This is a genomic window from Streptomyces albireticuli, assembly GCF_002192455.1.
GTDB classification, from domain to species: domain Bacteria; phylum Actinomycetota; class Actinomycetes; order Streptomycetales; family Streptomycetaceae; genus Streptomyces; species Streptomyces albireticuli_B.
On the sequence record NZ_CP021744.1, the window covers coordinates 1,741,153 to 1,763,160 of the forward strand.

The 22,008-nt window shown below is 69.2% G+C and carries 20 protein-coding genes; 4 read left to right on the forward strand and 16 right to left on the reverse strand.

Going from position 1 to position 22,008, the window contains the following annotated elements:
- Positions 1-21 precede the first annotated feature (21 nt).
- From SMD11_RS07570 to ngcE, 3 genes are all read right to left on the reverse strand, one after another.
- Complete coding sequence (locus SMD11_RS07570; protein WP_418952418.1) at positions 22-915, reverse strand: carbohydrate ABC transporter permease; 894 nt, start codon at positions 913-915, stop codon at positions 22-24.
- Between the two features lie 127 nt (positions 916-1,042).
- The gene (locus tag SMD11_RS07575; protein WP_087925706.1) at positions 1,043-1,960 is read right to left on the reverse strand and encodes a carbohydrate ABC transporter permease; all 918 of its coding nucleotides are present in this window, start codon (positions 1,958-1,960) and stop codon (positions 1,043-1,045) included.
- Positions 1,961-2,032: 72 nt separating this feature from the next.
- On the reverse strand, positions 2,033-3,466 hold the full coding sequence (gene ngcE / locus SMD11_RS07580; RefSeq protein ID WP_199843818.1) for an N-acetylglucosamine/diacetylchitobiose ABC transporter substrate-binding protein: 1,434 nt from the start codon (positions 3,464-3,466) through the stop codon (positions 2,033-2,035).
- Positions 3,467-4,019: 553 nt separating this feature from the next.
- On the opposite strand from ngcE, the gene SMD11_RS07585 reads away from it, so the two are divergent.
- Complete coding sequence (locus SMD11_RS07585) at positions 4,020-7,928, forward strand: GH92 family glycosyl hydrolase (protein ID WP_087925707.1); 3,909 nt, start codon at positions 4,020-4,022, stop codon at positions 7,926-7,928.
- Between the two features lie 102 nt (positions 7,929-8,030).
- Entirely contained in the window at positions 8,031-9,059 is a 1,029-nt protein-coding gene (locus SMD11_RS07590; RefSeq protein ID WP_087925708.1) for an FG-GAP-like repeat-containing protein, read from the forward strand.
- A gap of 213 nt (positions 9,060-9,272) precedes the next feature.
- On the opposite strand, the gene acnA is transcribed toward SMD11_RS07590, so the two are convergent.
- The gene (gene acnA / locus SMD11_RS07595) at positions 9,273-11,987 is read right to left on the reverse strand and encodes an aconitate hydratase AcnA (protein WP_087925709.1); all 2,715 of its coding nucleotides are present in this window, start codon (positions 11,985-11,987) and stop codon (positions 9,273-9,275) included.
- Positions 11,988-12,286: 299 nt separating this feature from the next.
- Entirely contained in the window at positions 12,287-13,201 is a 915-nt protein-coding gene (locus tag SMD11_RS07600) for an alpha/beta fold hydrolase (RefSeq protein WP_159395256.1), read from the reverse strand.
- A 234-nt stretch (positions 13,202-13,435) separates the two neighbouring features.
- Here SMD11_RS07600 and SMD11_RS07605 point away from each other — a divergent pair, with 234 nt between their 5' ends.
- Entirely contained in the window at positions 13,436-13,990 is a 555-nt protein-coding gene (locus SMD11_RS07605) for a Uma2 family endonuclease (RefSeq protein ID WP_087925711.1), read from the forward strand.
- A gap of 21 nt (positions 13,991-14,011) precedes the next feature.
- On the opposite strand, the gene SMD11_RS07610 is transcribed toward SMD11_RS07605, so the two are convergent.
- Together SMD11_RS07610 and SMD11_RS07615 are read right to left on the reverse strand one after the other, a co-directional pair.
- Positions 14,012-14,374: a GntR family transcriptional regulator gene (locus tag SMD11_RS07610; RefSeq protein ID WP_087925712.1), complete on the reverse strand. Its 363-nt coding sequence runs from the start codon at positions 14,372-14,374 to the stop codon at positions 14,012-14,014.
- 4 nt (positions 14,375-14,378) lie between these two features.
- Positions 14,379-14,792 (reverse strand): DUF1648 domain-containing protein, encoded by a 414-nt coding sequence (locus SMD11_RS07615; RefSeq protein ID WP_159395257.1) that lies wholly within the window; start codon positions 14,790-14,792, stop codon positions 14,379-14,381.
- Between the two features lie 87 nt (positions 14,793-14,879).
- On the opposite strand from SMD11_RS07615, the gene SMD11_RS07620 reads away from it, so the two are divergent.
- Entirely contained in the window at positions 14,880-16,409 is a 1,530-nt protein-coding gene (locus SMD11_RS07620) for a helix-turn-helix domain-containing protein (protein ID WP_087925714.1), read from the forward strand.
- A gap of 21 nt (positions 16,410-16,430) precedes the next feature.
- On the opposite strand, the gene SMD11_RS07625 is transcribed toward SMD11_RS07620, so the two are convergent.
- From SMD11_RS07625 to SMD11_RS07660, 9 genes are all read right to left on the reverse strand, one after another.
- Entirely contained in the window at positions 16,431-17,699 is a 1,269-nt protein-coding gene (locus SMD11_RS07625; protein ID WP_087925715.1) for a tyrosine-type recombinase/integrase, read from the reverse strand.
- A 70-nt stretch (positions 17,700-17,769) separates the two neighbouring features.
- Positions 17,770-17,997, reverse strand: coding sequence for a helix-turn-helix transcriptional regulator (locus SMD11_RS07630; RefSeq protein WP_087930348.1), 228 nt, complete (start codon positions 17,995-17,997; stop codon positions 17,770-17,772).
- Between the two features lie 180 nt (positions 17,998-18,177).
- Complete coding sequence (locus SMD11_RS07635) at positions 18,178-19,437, reverse strand: DUF3631 domain-containing protein (protein ID WP_087925716.1); 1,260 nt, start codon at positions 19,435-19,437, stop codon at positions 18,178-18,180.
- A complete protein-coding gene (locus SMD11_RS07640; protein WP_234365953.1) occupies positions 19,434-19,805 on the reverse strand; it encodes a hypothetical protein in 372 nt (123 codons plus the stop codon). Before SMD11_RS07640 ends, SMD11_RS07635 begins: the two co-directional genes overlap by 4 nt.
- Complete coding sequence (locus SMD11_RS07645; RefSeq protein WP_087925717.1) at positions 19,802-20,719, reverse strand: bifunctional DNA primase/polymerase; 918 nt, start codon at positions 20,717-20,719, stop codon at positions 19,802-19,804. The genes SMD11_RS07640 and SMD11_RS07645 overlap by 4 nt, the downstream gene beginning before the upstream one ends.
- Before the next feature lie 90 nt (positions 20,720-20,809).
- Positions 20,810-21,262 (reverse strand): single-stranded DNA-binding protein, encoded by a 453-nt coding sequence (ssb, locus tag SMD11_RS07650; RefSeq protein ID WP_087925718.1) that lies wholly within the window; start codon positions 21,260-21,262, stop codon positions 20,810-20,812.
- 26 nt (positions 21,263-21,288) lie between these two features.
- A complete protein-coding gene (locus SMD11_RS35805) occupies positions 21,289-21,444 on the reverse strand; it encodes a hypothetical protein (RefSeq protein ID WP_199843820.1) in 156 nt (51 codons plus the stop codon).
- A 17-nt stretch (positions 21,445-21,461) separates the two neighbouring features.
- Complete coding sequence (locus SMD11_RS07655) at positions 21,462-21,731, reverse strand: hypothetical protein (RefSeq protein ID WP_234365954.1); 270 nt, start codon at positions 21,729-21,731, stop codon at positions 21,462-21,464.
- A 54-nt stretch (positions 21,732-21,785) separates the two neighbouring features.
- A complete protein-coding gene (locus tag SMD11_RS07660; RefSeq protein WP_087925720.1) occupies positions 21,786-21,977 on the reverse strand; it encodes a hypothetical protein in 192 nt (63 codons plus the stop codon).
- Positions 21,978-22,008 lie beyond the last annotated feature (31 nt).

A 22,008-nucleotide genomic window follows, 5' to 3' on the forward strand; every position in this document is an offset into this window, starting at 1 on the left:
GATTCGCTCCAGGGCGCCTTCCTATTTCAGGGCCCCCGCCGTCAGACCCGCCTGCACCTGCCGCTGGAAGACGATGTACGCCGCGAGCACCGGCAGCATGGCGATGACGAGCCCGGCGAAGAGGCCGGACCAGTCGCCCTTGTACCCCTGGCTGACGGCGAGGGCCACCAGCCCCTGCGGCAGCAGCTTCTTGTCCTCGTCACCGACGTTCAGCACGGCGGGCAGCAGGTACTGGTTCCACTGTCCCAGGAAGTTGAAGATGCCCACGCTGATCAGGCCCGGCTTCGCCATCGGCAGCATCACCTGGAAGAAGGTCCGGGTGTGCGAGGCGCCGTCGATGACCGCGGCCTCGGCGACCGAGCTGGGCAGCGTACGGAAGAAGCCGCTCAGGAAGAAGATAGTGAACGGCAGCGAATAGGCGATGTAGACCAGGATCAGGCCGTGGTAGGTGTCCAGCAGCTGCATGTTCTTCATGACGAAGAAGAGCGGCACCAGCGCCAGGATGACCGGGAAACTCATCCCGCCCACGAAGAGGTAATAGATGAAGCGGTTGCCGGGGAATTCGAACCGGGCGAGCACATAGGCCGCCATCGATCCCAGCAGCATCGTGCCGAAGAGCGAACCCGCCACCACGATCACCGAGTTGAGGAAGTACTCACTCATGTGCGCCTGGGACCAGGCGCGCGACCAGTTGTCCAGGTGCAGGCTGGAGGGCAGCGCCCAGGGCGAGGTGAAGATGGACTTGTCGTCCTTGAACGAGCTCATCACCGCCCACAGCAGCGGCAGCGTGACCATCAGGCCCCACAGGATCAGCACTCCGTGCGAGAAGACGTTGAGAACGCCGCCCTCGCTGCCCTGCCGCCCCTTGGGCGAGTCGACGCCCGGCAGTTCCCGGGGCCCTTGCTGCGCGGTCACTGTGCTACCCCCGGGTCGGTCGGGTACGGAGTGATCAGGTGGGTCTCGGTGGCCGACCCGGACGAAGTACGCGGCGCAGTACGGGCCGGGTCACGGGCCGCGATACGAGCCCCGCCACGCCCCGCCATCAGAACTCCAGCCGTTCGCGCCGGCCCAGCTTCATCACCACACCCGCGAAGATCATGGTGACGATCAGCAGCGCCACCCCGAGCGTGGTCGCGTAACCGGCCTGACCGTCCCGGAACGCCTTCGTGTAGAGGAAATAGGCGAGCACTTCGGTGGAGTAGTCCGGCCCACCAGGTCCCACGGTCATGATCTGGACCACGGCGAATCCATCGAGCGCCATGATCCCCATGTAGACCCAGCCGGTCTGGACCGTGTCCCACAGCAGCGGCAGCGTGATCCGGAAGAAGGTCTGGACGCGATTGGCGCCGTCGAGCAGCGCCGCCTCGTAGAAGTCCCGGGGAATCGAGCTCATTCCGGCGGAGAAGAGCACCACGTAGAAGCCGACGTTGCTCCACACCATCACCGCCATCACGCACCACAGCGCGAGCTGCGGGTCGCCCAGCCAGTCCGGCTGCACGGAGTCCAGGCCGATCGCCTTGAGAAAGGAGTTCAGGGCCCCGCTGTTGGGGTTGTAGGCGAACTGGAAGAGCAGCGCGACGATGGCGATGGAGAGGACCTGCGGGAAGAAGTAGACCACCTTGTAGAGACCGGAGCCGCGCACCCCGGCGACCGCGGCGTTCTTCCTCCGGCGGCCGCCGACGTTGAGCATGAAGGCGAAGAACAGACCGAGCCCCAGGGTCACCAGCGGCAGCACCAGCAGGAGCAGCACGTTGTGGCCCACGGACTTCCAGAAGATGTCGTCCTCGAACATCTTCCGGTAGTTGTCGAAGCCCACGACCTTGAAGTCGGAACTCAGCCCGGTCCAGTCCGTGAACGAGTAGTAGATGGCCTGGACGAAAGGCGAGATCACGAACACTGCGTAGATCGCCAGGGGTACGGCCAGGAACCCCACGATGAAACGGTACTTACCGTGCTGCATTCTCACCGACCCCGATCTGCCGCCCCTGGCCCCGCACCCGCTGACGCCCCGGGTGCCCCTGGTGCCGTCGGATCACTTGTGCTTGTACTTCTTGACGGAGTCGTCCTTGCGCGTGTCGTCCGCGAACTTCTGGATCTTGTTGATCGTCTCGTCGGGTGTCATACGCCCGGCCATCATCTCGCCGAGCGCGGCCACGCCGATCTTCTCCTTCTGCAAGGCCGTGTACCAGTCCCCGATACGCGGGTTGACCACGTTCTGCCCCGCCTTGGCGAGGGCCTCCTGGGAGGCGCTGAGACCCGGGGGCAGCGTGAGCCCGTCGGTGCCGCCGTTGAGAGAAGTCAGCGAGGAGACCTGCTTGATGAAGTTCTGCGAGGACTTCTTGCCCAGCATGATGCGCAGCAGTTCCATGCCGCCCTGCGGGTTCTTGGCGTTCTTGGGCACGATGAACGGCTCGCCGCCCGCGGCCCAGAGGGTGCCGAAGGGCATCTTGTCGCGCTTGGCGTCCAGGCTGGAGGGCGCCCCGACGGCCATTTTGAAGTCGGCCGGGGTGGTCTGCTTCGATTCGTTCTCCACCCATGAGCCGTTGGGGATGAAAAGCACCTTCCCCTGGTTCCAGGCGGTCTGGGATTCGATATGGGTGAGACCCGGGGTTCCCCTGAGGATGTAGCCCTTCTTGAAGAGCTCGTAGTAGGCCTCGAAGGCGGCCTTGACGGCCGGGTCCTTCCAGGCGTTCGGCTCCAGGTTGTCGATCCGGTCGAGGACCTCGCGACCGCCGATCTTGGCGATGAAGGGATAGAGGCTGAACGGCAGGTAGTACGGGTACTTTCCCGGGTACGTCCAGCCCGCGACGCCCTTCTTCTTCGCCTTCTCGCACAGGGCGAGCATGTCGTCCCAGGTCTCGGGGTATTGCGCGTCCAGCTTCTCCAGGTTGGTCTTCGAATACCACACGCCGTACACGGTGTACGCGTAGTAGAGGACCCAGGTCTCCTGGCCCTCGAACTGCCCCATCTCGACGACGCCCGGCCGCAGCGTGTCCCGGACCTTCTTCGACGGGTCGTCGACGGACGGCGCGTCCAGCAGGGCGTTGAGGTCCGTCAGCTGCTTCTTGCCGACGAGGGTGCCCAAGTCCATCTGCTTGGCACCCGAGTTGTCGATCAGATCGGGCGGGGTGCCGCCGTTGAAGCGGGGCTGGAGCTGGGTCTGGATCTCCTGCGTCGCCGCGTGCTTGACGGTGGCCTTGGGGTACGCCGCCTTGTACTCGGCCTCGGCGTCCTTCGCGTACTGCTGGCCGAAGCCGCCGTCGAAGATGACGACGTCGAGTTGCGCCGAATCATTGACCGCGAGCGGGTTCTTCTCGCTCTTCGTCCCCTTGTCGACCTTGTTGTCATCACTGTCGCCACCCGAAGCGCAGGCGCTCAGCACGCTCATCGACGGCACCGCGATCAGACCGAGTGCGGAAGCTCTCTTGATCAGGTCGCGCCGGCCGAATTCCCCTGTGGATCCCATGCTCAAGTCCTCGCCTTCTCCAGGACTCAGGCGGTGCACCGGTACTCCCCTTGTTCACAAGAGTTACGAAGGGCCCGACACCGCGGGTCAGTTGAAGCTTGGTGTGCTGGGTGTGCTGGGTGTGCGCCGGGATCGGTGACGTTCGCGCGCGGTGTGTCCGTCCGCTGCCGGCCCCGGATCCTTCACGACGGCTCGCGGCCGCCCCGGACGTGCGACAGGTATAGTCCACTCTCCATCAACTGGGCAAGATCGGGAGCGTCTTTACCCCTCAGTCTTTCCCTAGTTGAGACCTCCCACAAGCGGTCTCCGCGAGCGATCCCACACGCGATCCCGCGAGCGGCACCCGTACACGGACCCCGTGAGCGATCCCGCCCGGCGGTGCCGTCGAGCCGTCCCCCGATCCCACCGATTCCGCCGATCCTCACAGGGGATCGCAAGGGCTCCCGCGACGCGACACCAACATCGGAACCCTTGACACCACTGGTGTCTCACGGACTACTTATCTTTGCGCGACGCAGGTGACATCGTTGTCAGTTTCCTCGGGAGGCATGGCATGCGGCACGGACAGCGATACGGGCCCCCCGGCCGGTCCGGGCACCACCGCCGGCGTAACCTCACGCGCTCCCTGGCGCTCCTCGCGGCCACCCTGGTGGTGACGGTCACTCAGAGCACTCACGGGGCCCCGGCGGTGACGGCTTCGGCCGTTCGGGCCAACGCCCCCGCCGAGCGGTTCTCCTCCTCCTTCGAGGCGGACGAGCCCCGGCCCGACTGGACCGACACGGTCGAGACCGACGCCGCCGGGCGCAAGCGGTCCGCCGGGGTCGACGGCCAGGACACGAGCGGCATCCCCGGCGGCGTCATGGACCGCGTCGGCGCCGTCCGGGCGAGCGGCGAGAACACGGGGGGCGGTGAGACCAAGGAGAATCTGGTCGACGGCGAGCCCACCACGAAGTGGCTCTCCTTCGAGCGGACGCCTTGGCTGGAACTCGACCTCTCCGAACCCGTACGGACCGTGCGGTACGCGCTCACCTCCGCCAACGACGCCCCCGCCCGCGACCCCCGGGACTGGACGCTCCAGGGCTCCCAGGACGGCCGCACCTGGACCGCCCTGGACACCCGTAAGGACGAGAGCTTCGAAAAGCGCCTCCAGACGCGGGAGTTCTCCTTCACCAACACCACCCCCTACCGCCACTACCGGCTCGACATAGCCCGCAACGGCGGCGCCGACCTCACCCAGCTGGCCGAGCTCCAGCTCGCGACCGAGGACACCGGCACCCCGCCGCCCTCCGACATGCGCAGCCGGGTCGATCGCGGCCCCACCGGCTCCCCCACCGCCAAGGCCCGCGTCGGCTTCACCGGCACCCGCTCCCTGCGCTACGGAGGCACCCACCGGGCGGCCGGCCGGGGCTACTCGTACAACAAGGTCTTCGACGTGAACGTCCGCGTCACCGACCGGACCCGGCTGGCGTACAAGGTCTTCCCCTCGATGCCGGAGCCCGACGCGCGCTACCCCGCCACCCATGTCGCGGTGGACCTCGCCTTCACCGACGGCACCTATCTGAGCGACCTCGACGCCGTCGACCAGTACGGCGCGCCCCTCACCCCGCGGGGCCAGGCCGAGGCGAAGACGCTCTACGCCAACCAGTGGAACAACCGGGAGTCGTCCGTCGGCGCCGTCGCCGCGGGAAAGACCGTCGACCGCGTGCTCATCGCCTACGACGCGCCCGCCGGCCCGGCGAGGTTCCGCGGCTGGGTCGACGACATCTCACTCGCCCCCGCGCCCGCCGAGCGCCCGCCAGCCCATCCGGCGGACCACGCGCTCACCACCCGCGGCACCCACTCCAGCTCCGGCTTCTCCCGGGGCAACACCTTCCCCGCCACCGCCGTCCCGCACGGCTTCAACTTCTGGACCCCGGTCACCAACGCCGGCTCGACCGACTGGCTCTACCAGTACGCGGCCGGCAACAACGCCGACAACCTCCCCACCCTCCAGGCCCTCGCCGCGAGCCATGAGCCGAGCCCCTGGATGGGCGACCGGCAGACGTTCCAGATCATGCCGACGGCCGCCGCCGGCACCCCGCCCGCGGGGCGCGCGGCCCGCGCCCTGCCCTTCCGCCACGCCGACGAGACCGCGCGGCCGCACTACTACGGCGTCACCTTCACCAACGGCCTCAAGGCCGAGATCGCGCCCGCCGACCACGCCGCGATGATGCGCTTCACCTATCCGGGCGACGACGCGGGCGTCGTCCTCGACAACGTCAGGAACCAGGGCGGCCTGACCCTCGACCCCGAGCACGGCGTGATCACCGGCTGGTCCGACGTGAAGAGCGGCCTGTCCGTCGGCGCCGGCCGGCTCTACGTCTACGGCGTCTTCGACGCTCCGGTCACCGCGAGCGGCAAGCTCAAGGGCGACCACGGCGGCCAGGACGTCACCGGCTATCTGCGCTTCCGGCCCGGCCGGGACCGTACGGTCACGCTGCGCCTCGCGACCTCCCTCATGGGCGTCGACCAGGCGAAGGCCAACCTCGACCAGGAGATCCCGGAGGGCACCTCCTTCAAGCGCGTCCACGACCGGGCCCGTAGCGCGTGGGACGACGTCCTCGGGCGCGTCGAGGTCGAGGGCGCGAGCCGGGACCAGCTCACCACCCTCTACTCCAGCCTCTACCGCCTCTACCTGTATCCCAACTCGGGCTTCGAGAACACGGGCACCCGCGGCCGCCCGCAGCACCGCTACGCCAGCCCCTTCTCCGCGCCCGTCGGCGAGACCACCCCGACCCGTACCGGCGCGAAGATCGTCGACGGTGAGGTCTACGTCAACAACGGCTTCTGGGACACCTACCGCACCACATGGCCCGCCTACTCCCTCCTGTCCCCCAAGGGCGCGGGCAAGCTCGTCGACGGCTTCGTCCAGCAGTACAAGGACGGCGGCTGGATCTCCCGCTGGTCCTCCCCCGGCTACGCCGATCTGATGACCGGCACCAGCTCGGACGTCGCCTTCGCGGACGCCTATGCCAAGGGCGTCGACTTCGACGCGGAGGCCGCCTACGAGGCCGCGCTCAAGAACGCCACGGTCGCGCCCACGGACCCGGGCGTCGGCCGCAAGGGAATGGAGACCTCCGTCTTCCTCGGCTACACCAGCACCGCCACCCGCGAGGGCATGTCCTGGGCGCTGGAGGGCTACCTCAACGACTTCGGGCTCGCCCGGATGGGCGAGGCGCTGTACGAGAAGACCCACAAGGCCCGCTACAAGGAGGAGTCCGCCTACTTCCTGAACCGCGCGCGGAACTACGTGAAGCTCTTCGACCCCCGCGTCGGCTTCTTCCAGGGCAAGGACGCCTCCGGCGGCTGGCGGCTCACGCCCGAGCGGTACGACCCCCGCGTCTGGGGGCACGACTACACCGAGACCAACGGCTGGAACTTCGCCTTCCACGCGCCGCAGGACACCCGGGGCCTGGCGAACCTCTACGGCGGCCGGGCCGGCCTGGCCAAGAAGCTCGACACCTTCTTCGCCACCCCCGAGACGGGCACGCCGGAGTTCGCCGGCTCGTACGGCGGCGTCATCCACGAGATGACGGAGGCGCGGGACGTCCGGATGGGCATGTACGGCCACAGCAACCAGGTCTCGCACCACATCGCCTATCTGTACGACGCGGCCGGGCAGCCCTGGAAGACGCAGGCGAAGGTCCGTGAGGTGCTGTCCCGGCTCTACCTCGGCAGCGAGATCGGCCAGGGGTACCCGGGCGACGAGGACAACGGCGAGATGTCGGCCTGGTACCTCTTCAGCGCCCTCGGCTTCTACCCGCTGGTGATGGGCGGCGGCGAGTACGCGATCGGGTCGCCGCTGTTCACCAAGGCCACCGTCCACCTGGACAACGGCCGCGACATCGTGGTGAAGGCCCCCCGCAACAGCGCCCGGAACGTCTACGTCCAGGGGCTGCGGGTCAACGGCCGGCAATGGAACTCGACGGCCCTCCCGCACTCCGCGGTGGCCGACGGCGGGACGCTGGAGTTCGCCATGGGCCCCCGGCCCTCGGACTGGGGCGGCGGCCGCGACGCCGGGCCCTCGTCCGTCACGCACGACGACAAGGTGCCCGCGCCCCGGGCCGACGTGACCGCGCAGGGCGGCTCGCCGCTGACGGACGACACCTCGGCCACGCAGGCGTCCTTCACCACCGCCGCCCTGGAGGTGCCGTCGGCCGCGCGGGTCGGCTCGTACACCCTCACCTCGGCGGAGCGGGCGAAGGCGCCGGACGGCTGGGTGCTGGAGGGATCCGGGGACGGCACCACCTGGACGGAGGTCGACCGGCGGGTGGGCGAGTCCTTCTCCTGGGACCGGCAGACCCGGGTCTTCGGGGTGCGGCACCCGGGCGCGTACCGGCACTACCGGCTGACGGCGGCGGCCGGCGGGGGCGGGGAGAGCACCCTGGCCGAGATCGAACTATTGGGGACATCTTCTCCATAAACATGATTGACAGGTAAAGAAATTGTGAAACGATCAATGTGATCCAGTGGCGCGTCCCGAACGGGCGCGCCACTCTTCACTCCTGACGCACTGGAGACCTACGTGGCTCACTCCTCCGACCGCACGCGCGGCGTCGCCCTGCGCCGTCTCGCGACCGCGGCGATAGCCGCCGCCCTGGTCGGCACCACCGCCGGACAGGCTCTCGCCGACGGCCCCGCGCCCGTGAAATCCGCGGCCGAGCGGGCGGCGAAGCTGTCCGGCGACACCTCCGGAAAGCACCGTTCCGAGGCCCTGCGCGGCGAGGCGAAGTCCGGCGACTACCCCAAGTCCGGCGCCACCGCTCCCAAGGCCCCGCGTCTCGCGGCTCCCCGCTCGGTCAAGGCCGACGGTCCGTCCGCCGAGGCCCCGTTCTTCCCGCTCAGCGCCGTCAACTCGAACGAGCTCTTCTTCTACTGGCCCGACGGCAAGGGCGGCATCACGCCCAAGGAGTACGTCACCGACGGCTGGGACAAGATCAACGCCGCGGCGCGGGTCGACCACGACCGCGACGGTGTCTCCGAGGCCCTCTACGTCCGGGACCTCGACCAGAACATCATCTTCGCCACCGCCGACAAGGGCGCGTCCGTCGTCGCGGACGACTGGGGTCAGTACGACCAGTTCATGTCCCCGGGCAACCTGGGCGGCGGCAAGGAGTCCGACATCCTGGTCCGGGACCGCGAGGGTGTCCTGTGGCTGTACCTCGCCTACCCCGACGGCACCCTGACGGGCCGCAAGAAGGTCGGTCCGGGCTGGGGCCAGTTCACCGAGATCGCCGGCCGCGGTGACCTGACGGGTGACGGCAAGACCGACATCGTCGCCCGCGACAAGGACGGCGTGCTGTGGCTCTACAAGGGCACCGGCGACTACACCAAGCCGTTCGAGGCCAAGCAGCGCATCGGCGGCGGCTGGAACCAGTTCAACAAGCTGGCGGCCACCGGTGACGTCGACCTGGACGGCAAGGCCGACCTGATCGCCCGCGACAACGACGGCGCCCTGTGGCTCTACCGGGGCACGGGCAACGCCTCGCAGCCCTACGACTACAAGGTCAAGATCGGCAACTCCGGCTGGAACCAGTTCCGCCTGCTGTTCTGATCCCGCGTCGTCCTCGCGCAGGGGCCGCACCCGCTTCCGGGTGCGGCCCCTGCCGCGTTCCGGGGGCAGTGGTCCGTGGCCGGAAAAGCCCGACGGGCCGCACCCCGGTGAGGGGTGCGGCCCGTCGGCCCGTGCGGTGCCCGCTCGCTCGTGGATCCGCCCGTTCGCGGATCCCGCTCGCTCGCGGGCGGCTCGCTTGCTCGCGGATCTCGCTTACTTGCGGATCAGCGAACGCAGCACGTACTGCATGATGCCGCCGTTGCGGTAGTAGTCCGCCTCGCCGGGGGTGTCGATGCGGACGACCGCGTCGAACTCGACGCCGGTGTCCGTGGTGACCTTGACCGTGCGGGGCGTGCGGCCCTCGTTGAGCTCGGTCACACCGGTGAAGGTGAAGGTCTCCTCGCCGGTCAGGCCCAGGGACTCCGCCGAGGCGCCCTCGGGGAACTGGAGCGGCAGGACGCCCATGCCGATGAGGTTGGAGCGGTGGATGCGCTCGTAGGACTCGGCGATGACGGCCTTGACGCCGAGCAGCGCGGTGCCCTTGGCGGCCCAGTCACGGGACGAGCCGGAGCCGTACTCCTTGCCGGCCAGGACGACCAGCGGGATGCCCTGCTCGATGTAGTTGCGCGAGGCGTCGTAGATGAACGACACCGGCGCGTCGGCCTTGGTGAAGTCGCGGGTGAAGCCGCCCTCGGTGCCCGGCGCGATCTGGTTGCGCAGGCGGATGTTGGCGAACGTACCGCGGATCATGACCTCGTGGTTGCCGCGGCGGGAGCCGTAGCTGTTGAAGTCACGACGCTCCACACCGTGCTCGGTGAGGTACTTGCCGGCCGGGGTGTCGGCCTTGATGGCACCGGCCGGGGAGATGTGGTCGGTGGTGACCGAGTCGCCCAGCTTGGCCAGGACGCGGGCGCCGGCGATGTCGGAGACCGGGGTGGTCTCCATCGTCATGCCCTCGAAGTACGGGGGCTTCCGGACGTAGGTGGACTCGGTGTCCCACTCGAAGGTGTTGCCGGTCGGGATCGAGAGCGCCTGCCACTGGGCGTCGCCCGCGAAGACGTCCTGGTAGGACTTGTTGAACATGTCCTCGCCGATGGCGTTGGCCACGACGTCGTTGACCTCGGCCTCGGAGGGCCAGATGTCCTTGAGGAAGACCGGGTTGCCCTCGGTGTCGGTGCCCAGGGCGTCCTTGGTGATGTCCACCTTCATGGAGCCCGCGAGGGCGTACGCGACGACCAGCGGCGGGGAGGCCAGGTAGTTCATCTTGACGTCGGGGTTGATGCGACCCTCGAAGTTGCGGTTGCCCGAGAGGACGGACGTGACCGCGAGGTCGTGCTCGTTGACCGCCTTGGAGACCTCCTCCGGCAGCGGGCCGGAGTTGCCGATGCAGGTGGTGCAGCCGTAGCCGACGAGGTTGAAGCCGACCTTGTCGAGGTAGGGGGTCAGGCCCGCCTTGTCGAAGTAGTCGGTGACGACCTTGGAACCCGGGGCGAGCGTGGTCTTGACCCACGGCTTGCGGGTCAGGCCCTTCTCGACCGCCTTCTTGGCCACGAGCGCCGCGGCGACCATGACGTAGGGGTTCGAGGTGTTGGTGCAGGAGGTGATCGCGGCGACGGTGACGGCGCCGTGGTCGATCTCGTAGGTGGTGCCGTCGGGGGCCGTGACCGTGGTCGGGCGGGACGGGACACCGTTGGTGGCGGCCGGGGAGTCGGAGGCCGGGAAGGACTCCTTGCCCGCCTCGTCGTCGTCCTCGACGTAGTTGCGGACGTCCAGCGCGAACTGCTGGGCGGCGTTCGCCAGGATGATGCGGTCCTGCGGGCGCTTCGGGCCGGCGATCGACGGGACGACCGTCGAGAGGTCCAGCTCGAGCTTCTCGGAGAAGTCCGGCTCGGCGGCCGGGTCCAGCCAGAGGCCCTGCTCCTTGGCGTACGCCTCGACGAGCGCGACCTGCTGCTCGGAGCGGCCGGTGAGCTTCAGGTACTTCAGGGTCTCGCCGTCGATCGGGAAGATCGCGGCGGTGGAGCCGAACTCCGGCGACATGTTGCCGATGGTGGCGCGGTTGGCCAGCGAGGTGGCGGCGACGCCCTCACCGTAGAACTCGACGAACTTGCCGACGACACCGTGCTTGCGCAGCATCTCGGTGATCGTGAGGACGAGGTCGGTGGCGGTGGTGCCGGCCGGGAGCTCACCGGTCAGCTTGAAGCCGACGACGCGCGGGATGAGCATGGAGACCGGCTGGCCCAGCATCGCGGCCTCGGCCTCGATGCCGCCGACGCCCCAGCCCAGCACGCCGAGGCCGTTGACCATGGTGGTGTGCGAGTCGGTGCCGACGAGGGTGTCGGGGTAGGCCTGGCCGTTGCGGACCATGATCGTGCGGGCCAGGTGCTCGATGTTCACCTGGTGGACGATGCCGGTGCCCGGGGGGACGACCTTGAACTCGTCGAAGGCGGTCTGGCCCCAGCGCAGGAACTGGTAGCGCTCCTTGTTGCGGCCGTACTCCAGCTCGACGTTCTGGCCGAAGGCGTCCTTGGTGCCGAACTTGTCGGCGATGACGGAGTGGTCGATGACCAGCTCGGCCGGGGCCAGCGGGTTGATCTTCGCCGGGTCGCCGCCGAGCTCCTTGACGGCCTCACGCATGGTGGCGAGGTCGACGACGCAGGGAACGCCGGTGAAGTCCTGCATGATCACGCGGGCCGGCGTGAACTGGATCTCCTGGCTGGGCTGGGCCTGCGAGTCCCAGCCGCCGATCGCGCGGATGTGGTCGGCGGTGATGTTCGCGCCGTCCTCCGTGCGGAGCAGGTTCTCCAGCAGCACCTTCAGGCTGTAGGGAAGGCGCGCGGCGCCCTCGACCTTGTCCAGCCGGAAGATCTCGTACGACTCGTCGCCCACCTGCAGCGTGCTACGGGCGTCGAAGCTGTTCGCCGACACGACAGTCTCCTTCATGCATGAATTCGCGTACTACGGCAATCCTGCCGTCACGTGATCGCGTCCATCCGCTAAGGTGTGCCTTAGTTAGGCATGCCTTACTGGCGCGACAGCGGTACGCCTCTCGTCAGATATCTCGATGTCGAGATAACTCTAGTACATCGACGTGGAACGGTCATGCCCGGATAGGCCGAGCGGCCGTGCGGTTCCCCCGGCATGCCTGGTGCCGGGGGCGGCGGGGCGCCCGCGGGATCACCGCTCGGAGCGGCGTGCCGCCGCGGGCCGGGGCGCCCCTGCCCCGCCTACGCCTCTTTCGCCGCTTCACGCACTTCAGCCGCTTCCGCCCTGCGGACGAGCGCGGGCACCTCGCTGTTCAGCACGGACACCGGAAGGCCGTGTCCGGCGCCGGGGACGATCACCCCTCGCGCGTGCGGCAGGCACCGGCGCGCCCTGGCCGCCGCGCGGGCACAGTCGATGGCGCGGCTGCGCTCGCCCAGCACCAGCGTGGTGGGCGCGGTGACCGAGCGCAGTTGCTCGTCGGTCATCTTCCTCGGCGGCATCAGGCGCCACCGGAAGCCGCCGCCCAGGGCTTCGAGGGCGACGCGGGTCTGCGCCTCCGCCACGTCGGGGGTCTCGCCGGTGTCGCCGATGAGGCGGCCGAACCAGCGGCGCCGGAAGTCGTCGGACTTCATGACGGTCGCGACGACGGCGCCGAGCAGGAAGCGGGGCTTCACGGGGGACAGCGCCGCGACCGGCTCGACCAGGAGGAGGGAGGCGATCCGGGCGGGAGCGCGCACGGCCTGGTTGAGGGCGACCCAGGCGCCGTAGGAGTGCCCGACGAGGTGCACCCGGTCCGCGCCGAGTCCGGCGAGGACCTCCTCCAGCCAGGCCGCCATGGCCTCGGGCGTACGGATCGGGGCCGTCTGGATGCTGCGCCCCGGTTCACCGACGCGCTCCACGGCCAGCACCGGGTGCCCGTCGGCGGCGAACGCGGCGACGCAGGACGCCCAGACGGCGGGCGTGGCGTTGGCACCGCTCAGCAGGACGACCGGAGTGCCGTCGCCGGTGCCGTAGCGGTGGACCCGGGTCGTGCCGTAACCGGTCTCGACGTCCTGCTCCTCGCGCGGGCCGGGCCAGAATCCCATCGCGTGGTCGTACACGGCGAGGAAGCGCTCGCGCGCCTCGTCGCCGGTGAAGGTGCTGATCTCGCTTCCCATGGGACACACCCCTCCCGCGGCCGGCCCCCCGGCCGGCTCGGGGTGATCTTCCCAGGGCGCCGGAGGGTTCCGGCGGGCGGGTCGGGCGATTCCGTGACGGCGCGCACGGGGAACACACAAGGACCGTTCCCCTGTTCGAGTGAACGGCCTGCGGACAGGTCCCTGGCAAGCAGTGACTGCCATAGAAACAGGGCAGTCGTCATGCTGCTGTCACGATGTCCTCAGGAGGACCGAATGAGCGCGCAACCTCACACGTACGCGGCCGACGACCCCGAAACCGCACTGAAGTATGCGATCCAGCACATCCAGGGGCACCGGGCGCAGATCGTGGAGGGGGTCATCGAAATGATGCGTCCGAGCCGGGGACATGAGACTGCGGCCGACCAGATCCGCGACCAGATCGCGGCCAAGGTCGCGGACCTCGGGTGCGTGTCCGGGGCAAGCGATCTGGACCTCCCTGGCAGCAGCAACTGGTACATCCCCGATGTGGCGGTGGCGCCCAAGGAACTGGCGAAGGACGCCAAGCATCTGCTGCCCGAGCAGACGCTTCTCATCGTCGAAGTCACTTCGGATTCCCACGGCGACACCGACAGGGTCGTGAAACGGCGCCGGTATGCCGAGTACAGGGCACCTCTTCACCTTCTGGTCGACCGCCAGGAGAAGGCCTGCACACTTTTCGCCGAGCCGGGCGAGCTCGGCTACACGAAGTCGGACGGACCGCACCCGTTCGGCACCTCCATCCACCTCCCCGAGCCCTTCGGCCTCGACCTCGACACGTCGGGGTTCTGACCCCGCTCGCCCAACCGGACGTCAGCGGTCCGCCAGCCCCGTCCGCACGAGGGCGACGACCTCTTCGTCCGAGAGGCCGAGGGCGCGGGCGTCGGTGACCAGGCGGCGGACGCCGTCCATGAGGCGGGCGCGGCCGGGGGCGGTGTCGCCCGCGGTCACCACGGCGCCGCGGCCCCGGCGCAGTTCGATGAGGCCTTCCTCGCGCAGGCGCTGGTAGCCGCGGAGCACCGTGTGGACGTTGACGGCCAGGGAGTCGGCGAGGGCGCGGGCGGCGGGCAGGCGTTCGCCGGGACTGACGGAGCCGTCGGCGATGGCGCCGCGTACGGCGGCGGCGATCTGGTCGCCGAGCGGCAGCGGGGAGGCGGGGTCGAGGCGGAGCAGCACGGGGTCAGCCTCCCTGGCCGGTGGGGTCGTTCTCACGGTGGTCCGCGCGGCCGGCGGCGTGGTCGCGGGCGGCCGACGCGAGGAAGGGCACGGCGACGAAGCCGGCCACCCCGTAGGCGAACGCGATCAGGGGGCGCATCGTGAGCGACTTCGCTCCGGCGCGCTCGGCACCGAATGCGCCGACGCACACGGCGAACACGGCGCCCGGTATCAGCAGGAGCGCGACCGCCACGTACGGAAGCGCGGCCAGGCTTGTGAAGCCGTCGGCGCGCCCCGCGGTGCCGAAGTGTGTGGCCACAGGGTCCGGCAGCCCGCTGCGCAGGGAGCCGGACACGGCGAGGAAGGCCGCGGAAAAGACCAGGTAGGGCGCCGGAACCAGGACGACGCGGCGCCGGACGGGCGGGGGGTGTGCGGGCACGTTCACCATGACCTCCAAGTTGTTCGCATAGTAATAGAACAACTCCCCATGGGGAAGGAATCTCATATCTGAGATACCGTCTGACTCATGACAGACGCCTACCTCGCCCGAATCGGCAAGCTCATCCGCGATGCGCGACAGCACCGTGGTTGGACTCAGTCGCAGCTGGCGGACGCCCTCGGCACCAGCCAGAGCGCCGTCAATCGCATCGAGCGCGGAAATCAGAACATCAGCCTTGATATGATCGCCCGTATCGGTGAGGCGCTGGACAGCGAGATCGTCTCCCTGGGTTACGCCGGGCCCATGCATCTGCGTGTGGTCGGCGGCCGCCCGCTCTCCGGCTCCATCGACGTCAAGACGAGCAAGAACGCCTGTGTGGCGCTGCTCTGCGCGACGCTCCTCAACGCCGGCCGGACGACCCTGCGCCGGGTCGCGCGGATCGAGGAGGTCTACCGCATCCTCGAGGTCCTGGGCAGCATCGGCGTCAAGGCCCGCTGGATCAACGACGGCAACGACCTCGAGATCGTGCCGCCCGCCGAGCTGGACCTCGCCGCGATGGACACCGAGGCCGCTCGCCGCACCCGCAGTGTGATCATGTTCCTGGGTCCGCTGCTGCACCGGATGGACCACTTCAAGATCCCGTACGCGGGCGGCTGCGACCTCGGCACCCGGACCGTGCAGCCGCACATGACGGCCCTGCGCCACTTCGGCCTGGAGGTCACCGCCACCGACGGCACGTACCACGCGCAGGTCGACCGTTCGGTCGCACCCACGCGGGCGATCGTGCTGACCGAGCGCGGCGACACCGTCACCGAGAACGCCCTCCTCGCGGCGGCCCGCCACGAGGGCGTCACCGTCATCCGCAACGCCAGCTCCAACTACATGGTCCAGGACCTCTGCTTCTTCCTGGAGGAGCTGGGCGTCAAGGTCGAGGGCATCGGCACCACGACGCTGACCGTGCACGGCGTCGCCACCATCGACCGCGACGTGGACTACGCGCCGTCCGAGGACCCGGTGGAGGCCATGAGCCTGCTCGCCGCCGCCGTGGTCACCGAGTCCGAGCTGACGATCCGCCGCGTCCCGATCGAGTTCATGGAGATCGAGCTCGCCGTCCTGGAGGAGATGGGCCTCGACCACGAGCGCAGCCCCGAGTACCCGGCGGACAACGGCCGCACCCGCCTGCTGGACCTGACCGTCCGCCCCTCCAAGCTGCGCGCGCCGATCGACAAGATCCACCCGATGCCGTTCCCCGGCCTCAACATCGACAACGTCCCGTTCTTCGCGGCCATCGCCGCCTCCGCGCAGGGCCAGACCCTCATCCACGACTGGGTCTACGACAACCGCGCCATCTACCTCACCGACCTCAACCGCCTCGGCGCCGACGTCAAGCTCCTCGACCCCCACCGGGTGCTGGTCGAGGGCCCGACCCGCTGGCGCTCGGCCGAGATGATGTGCCCCCCGGCCCTGCGGCCGGCCGTGGTCGTCCTCCTGGCGATGATGGCGGCGGAGGGCACCTCGGTGCTGCGCAACGTCTATGTGATCAACCGGGGTTACGAGGACCTGGCGGAGCGCCTCAACTCGATCGGCGCGCAGATCGAGATCTTCCGCGACATTTGATTCCACCGCAGGTCAGACGGCCTACGAACCACCGTGGGCCGTCTGTGGGCCGTCGTCCGGGTCGGTTTCCTTGCGAAACACCCGGTCGACGGCTTTCCGCGCACGCGCCTGGCTGTTCGGCATCAGGTGCGTGTACGTGCGCAAGGTGAAGCCCGGGTCGCTGTGCCCGAGGTACTCGGCGAGCGCCTTGATGTTCTCCCCCGCGTCCAGGAGCACGGACGCGTAGAAGTGCCTCAGCGCGTGCATCCCGTGTTCCCGCGACGACTGGAAGCGCTGGCCCGCCTCGCGCTGCGGGATGACGCCGGCGGCGACGAGACCGGGCTTCCAGATCCGCATGTTGAAGTAGTTCCGGTTCACGGCCTTCCTCTCCCGCGAGTAGAAGAGCAGGGCGGCTGTGACCGGAGGCCCGTCAGGAGTTCGCCACGGCAAGGTGACCTCAAGCGGCGGGCGTTGCGTGATGTGCTCGGCCAACGCGAACGACACGGCATCGGGCAACGGCACGTCCCGCACCTTCCCACCCTTCGGCGGTGCGAACACCAACCGCGCCTTGACCATCTTCACCTGCCGCACGACGTGCACCGTCCCGCTGAGGAAGTCGACTTCGTCGACGGCCAGTCCGAGTATCTCGCCCTGCCGCAGACCGCACCCTGCCCCCAGGTCGACGACATGCCGGTAGGGCTCGGGCAAGGCTTCCCGGACGGCGTGGACTCGCTCCTCCGTCCACACCTTGAGCTTCCGGGTCTCGCGTTTGGGAGGGCGCACAGAACTCGCCCGGCAAGGGTTCTTGGCGATCACACCGTCGTCAAGGGCAGCGCCGAAGACAGCGGAGACGTTCGCGAAGATGACGCGCTGGTACGACGGGGCCAGGCCGTCGTCCTGAAGCGCGCGGCACCATGCTCTGATGTGCCCGGGGGTAAAGGCACTCATGGCGCGAGAGCCGATGTGCGGGAAGATGTGCAGCCGTAACCGCTGGTCGATCGCGTCGATCGTCGACTCCTCCGTCGTCTGGGAAGCCAGCCAGGTCGTCGCGTACTGCTTGAAGGACACCTTCCCGGCCGCGGGGTCGACGTACTGACCACGCGCCAGGTCGGCCGCGATCTGGGTCAGCCACGAGTCCGCGAGCCGCTTCTGTTTATCAGGGAAGGACCGGCTGCGTTCGCTGCCGTCCGGGGCGACGTAGCGGGCGCGGTAGCGCATGCCGGTGCCGTGGCGGTCGGTCTTGACGCGTGCGGTCTTACCGCTGGGGGTCGTTTCGCTTTTGTACCAGCGATCTTGGATGTGGCCGGGCAAGGTGTGCTCCTTCGGGAACGTGGCAGGGGCACGACCTGTTGGTCGTGCCCCTGCTGTTGCTGGTGTGTTTTCAGGCGGCCCGGTCGGCGGCCTTGCGTTCGGCGATGTAGCGCTGGACATCGGTGGGGTCGTAGCGGATGTGCTTGCCGACACGGAACCCGGGCGGGCCGGTGCGCTTCCTGCGCCACTGATAGACGGTCTCTCTCGAAACCTCGAAGATCTCTGCGATGTCCTCAGGCGTGAGGTAGCGGTCCGGTAGTCCCCCGCGCAGTGTGTTCACGACAGGCGCTGTTGCCATGCGGCGGTGTCCCTCCTTCGCGTCGGAGGCGAGAGGCATCGACGCCTCTCCCTGGAGTCCGCAACGTCCGCCACGCCGCAACACTGCTGGTCAGCGGCTTGGATTTGTGGCGGATGGCGGTTGTGTGGCGGATCGGTGCCACCACGCGAGCGCTTAGCGGGGCCGATGCACCGGCGGTAGTCAGCCAGCGACCCTGAGCGAGCGCGTGTCGGCTTCCGGGGAGCTGTGGCGGATGCCGGGGAGGGGTTCCGCCACACTTTCACCCCCACTGACCTGCGGTGTGGCGGACGTTGCGGCTGTTGCGGACTTTCCAGGGGGAGGGGGGCAGTACCGCTCCCACGCGTCGGCCAGATCCTCCGCGTAGTAGCCCTTCGGGGTCCCGGAGCCGACCCGGACACCTCGCGGTTTGATCGGCTTGTTCGCCGACGTCACGTACTGCCCCAGCAGCCGCGCCAGCACCCGGGAGTTGACGGGCTTGTCGTCGAGATCACCCCACGGCGCGTCGTCCATGGCCAGCAGGCACTGGAGGATCACAGCGGTGGGCATGCGGTCGGCGCCGCAGAAGACCACGTCCCGGAGATCGGTGAGCAGCCGGACGCCGAGTGAGGATTCGTCGTTGTCCTGCGCGGCGTGCACCAGTTCCAGGCAGGCGGCTCGGGCCCGCTCGGGCCAGTGGCCGCCGGCTGCTTCGGCGACGGCGAGTAGGGGCTCCCAGACGTCGGCGGGCCGGTCGCTCACGCCCTCCGGCATGACGGGCCAGGCACCGGTTACCTGGTCGCGAACGGTGTCGGCCCAATCGGCGAGCCGGTCGCGCAGGGCGTGGCCCTGCTGTTCGTTGATGCGCTGGCGGTAGGGCTCCACCGTCTCGTTGGGGGCGCGTTTGCGCATCCGGATGATGACCGAGCGGGTCAGGATCGTGTCCGGCAGGGATCCGAGTCCGGCCATGGCGACCGCGCAGTAGGAGGGGAAGCCCTGCACGGTCTGGTTGGAGCCGTCGCCCACGCACCGGTAGGTGAGTTTGCCGCGCCGGTGGCCGGCGTTGAGGAAGCCGCGGAGTTGTTCGTTGTCTCCGGCTTTGGGGCCGAAGATGGTGTCGATCTCGTCGAAGACGATCGTGGGGCGTTCCTCGTCGGTGCCGGCTACGGACCGGAAGAGCGCTGATACCGAGGCGTCCACGGCCGCCATCGGGTTCGGCACGAGGGTCTCCACGACTTCCAGGGCACGGGACTTGCCCGACCCCGGCTCCGGTGACAGGAAGGCGATGCGCGGGGTGGAGTCGAAGGAGTCGAGCAGGTGGGTGTGGGCGTCCCACAGGGCCACAGCCACGTAGGCGCCTTCGGTTGGGAAGATGTTGAACCGCCGGTGGAACTTCTCGACCTCGTCGAGCAGGGCGGCGCCGTCGATCGTGGGAGTGCCGGGGATGGTGTCGGGTGTGGTCACGCTGCGGTCCTCCTGGCGGGCGCGGCGGAGGCCGTGGAGTGATCGGGGCAGGCGCCGGGCCGGGCACGGGCGGCCAGCGCGGCCACGGCTTCCTTGCCGCGGGCGTGTTCGTGGTGTCCGCAGGAGCAGAGCCAGTCCGCGACGGGCACAGGCGACAGCATGCGGCGGATGCGGAGGCCGGGGCGGATGCCGGTGACGGTGGGCGGGTGCGGGTGCGGGTCAGAGCGAAGAGCTGAAAGGACGCCCTGACGGGCGACGACCTTCAGCGCGCCACCGCTGGTGGGGGCTGCGGCCGGTTCGGCGGGGCTGGGGTTGCCGGTGGTGGAGGGACAGCTTTTGGGGTGCGGGCGGGGCGACGGGTGGTTCATGTCGTCTCCCGGGTGCGGCAGGTGCGGGCGGAGTAGTCCAGGGCGTCGCGGATCGTCGCGCGGCACTCGGACGCCGGCAGTCCGGCCGCCTCCCCCGCTGCCCCAAATGCCGTCTCGACCACGTCTCGGGCGACCTCGCCCCAGACGACGAAACGCCCGATCGCGATCGTGCGAGTGAGGAGCAGGTGATGCCGCTCCCCTTGCGGGGCCGCCTTGACCCGTGCGGTCTCGCGTTCCAGGGCTACCGCGGCGCGGCGAGTGGTCCGGCCGGGGATGAGGAGCGGGGCGGCGGTGACCGGGGCGGACTTCGGCGCGGCTTGAAGGTGGCGCAGGAGCCATCCGGGCAGATCCGCCACGGGGGCATCGTCGGCTACCTCGTACGCGCCTGTTGTGGTGATGCTGCCGGCGGCCACGATGTTGCCGCCCCACGCGCGGGTGTCGATGTTCGGCGCCACGGACTTGGTGGTACTGGGCAGGTGGACGCCCTGAGATGTGTGGAAGTACAGGTGCATGCCGCCGCTGGGCGTCCGCACCGTGTAGGTGACGGGCCACGGGACGCCGGCGCGCTCGCAGAGCGCCGAAAAGGATGTCGCGCCGTCAGGCGCGTCCGAACCGAGCTCCCCGTTCTTCTCCTTGGGGATGTCCAGGTCGATGACGGCGAGGCCGGAGGGGCCGGGGGCGATACCGACGTTGAACGCGCCCGTCGTCCAGGCGGCGCGGATACGGTCGGGGTCGGTGGTGGCGCGCTGCTCCCACTTGCGGTGTCCGTCGGCGCACTCGCCAGTGCGGGGGCAGGCGCGTTCGCCGTGCAGAGCAGAGCCCTTGGCCCCGGGGCGGAGCGGGTGGACACGCCAGCGGCGCTCTGCCGCGCGTAACGCGGCGTGCAGCAGCACGGCGGCGAGATCATGAGTCATGCTAGAGGTCTCCTCCTTCTGAGATGAGGGCAGGGAGACCGGAGCGGGCCGCGAGTCTTTGGCGAGAGGTGCGGCCCGCCCCGGGCGGATCTAGAAGGGCGGCTTGGCGTCCGCACCCGGGGCGCCGTTTGTGGCCCACGGGTCACTGGAGGCATCCGGCTTGCCCGCGCCGTTGGCCCGCTTGGCGTCGATGGTCACGGTGGTGAAGCGGAGCGAGGCGCCGATCTCGTCGATTTCGACGGCGAGCATTGAGCGGTTCTCGCCCTCCGGGGTCTTCCAGTCGTGCTGGCGGATCCGTCCGGTGAGGACCACGCGGGATCCCTTGGCCAGGGACTCCGCGATGTGCTCGGCGAGGGTGCGCCAGGCGGCGCAGCGGAAGAAGGTGGAGGTTCCGTCGCGCCACTGGCCGGAGTCCTTGTCGAAGGTGCGCGGCGTGGACGCCACAGTGAACCGTGCGAGAGCTGATCCGGTGTCGGTGAACTTCAGTTCCGGGTCGGCGGTCAGGTTGCCGATGATGGTGATCGGGGTCTCTCCGAAGGACATGCTGCACTCTCCTGGTCTGGTGGGGGTCAGTGCTCGGGGTCGGCGTAGCCGGGGCAGGTGCTCTCGGGGCAGTCGCAGCCGTCACACCTGTTGCAGATCTCGGCGGCGCAGAAGTCACAGAGCTCGTGACCGCGGCAGTCGTAGGTGGCGCACTCGTCGCAGTAGATCTCTTCGTCGAACACGTGGGCTCCTTTTGTGATCAGCCTTTGGACCGGGCGAGTTTGAGGGAGATACCGCCCAAGCCGATGGGGCCGGCGGTGCTGGCGATGACGGCGGCGGTGTGGGCGGCGAGTTGGAAGAGGGCCAGGGCGGCGGCGGTCATGCCCATGAGTCCGAACGCCACGGCCAGGCCGATGAACAGCGGCCGGGCGTACCGGGGGCTGGTGGCCGGGTTGGGCGGGGTCTGAACGATGACGAACGGGCGGTCGCCGGCCTGGTGGTAGAGGTCGGCGGGGATGTGCGGGGCCATGGGCCCTAACGTCACGTTGGGCGGGGGTGGTTGGCGCATCGTCGGGTTCTCCTGTCAGGTGAGGTTGGGGATTGCCTGGATGAGGGCGGTGCAGACGCGGGTGATGGGGCCGGCGGCGCCGGTGCCTGCGATGAAGAAGCCGGCGAGGAAGAGCACGAGGGCGGGGCCGGCGCCGACGTGGCCGGAGCGCAGGACGAAGAACGCGGCGACGGCGAAGAGGACGGCGGCGGACACGGTGAAGGTCAAGGCGGGGTCTCCGATTCCTGGAGCAGGCGGA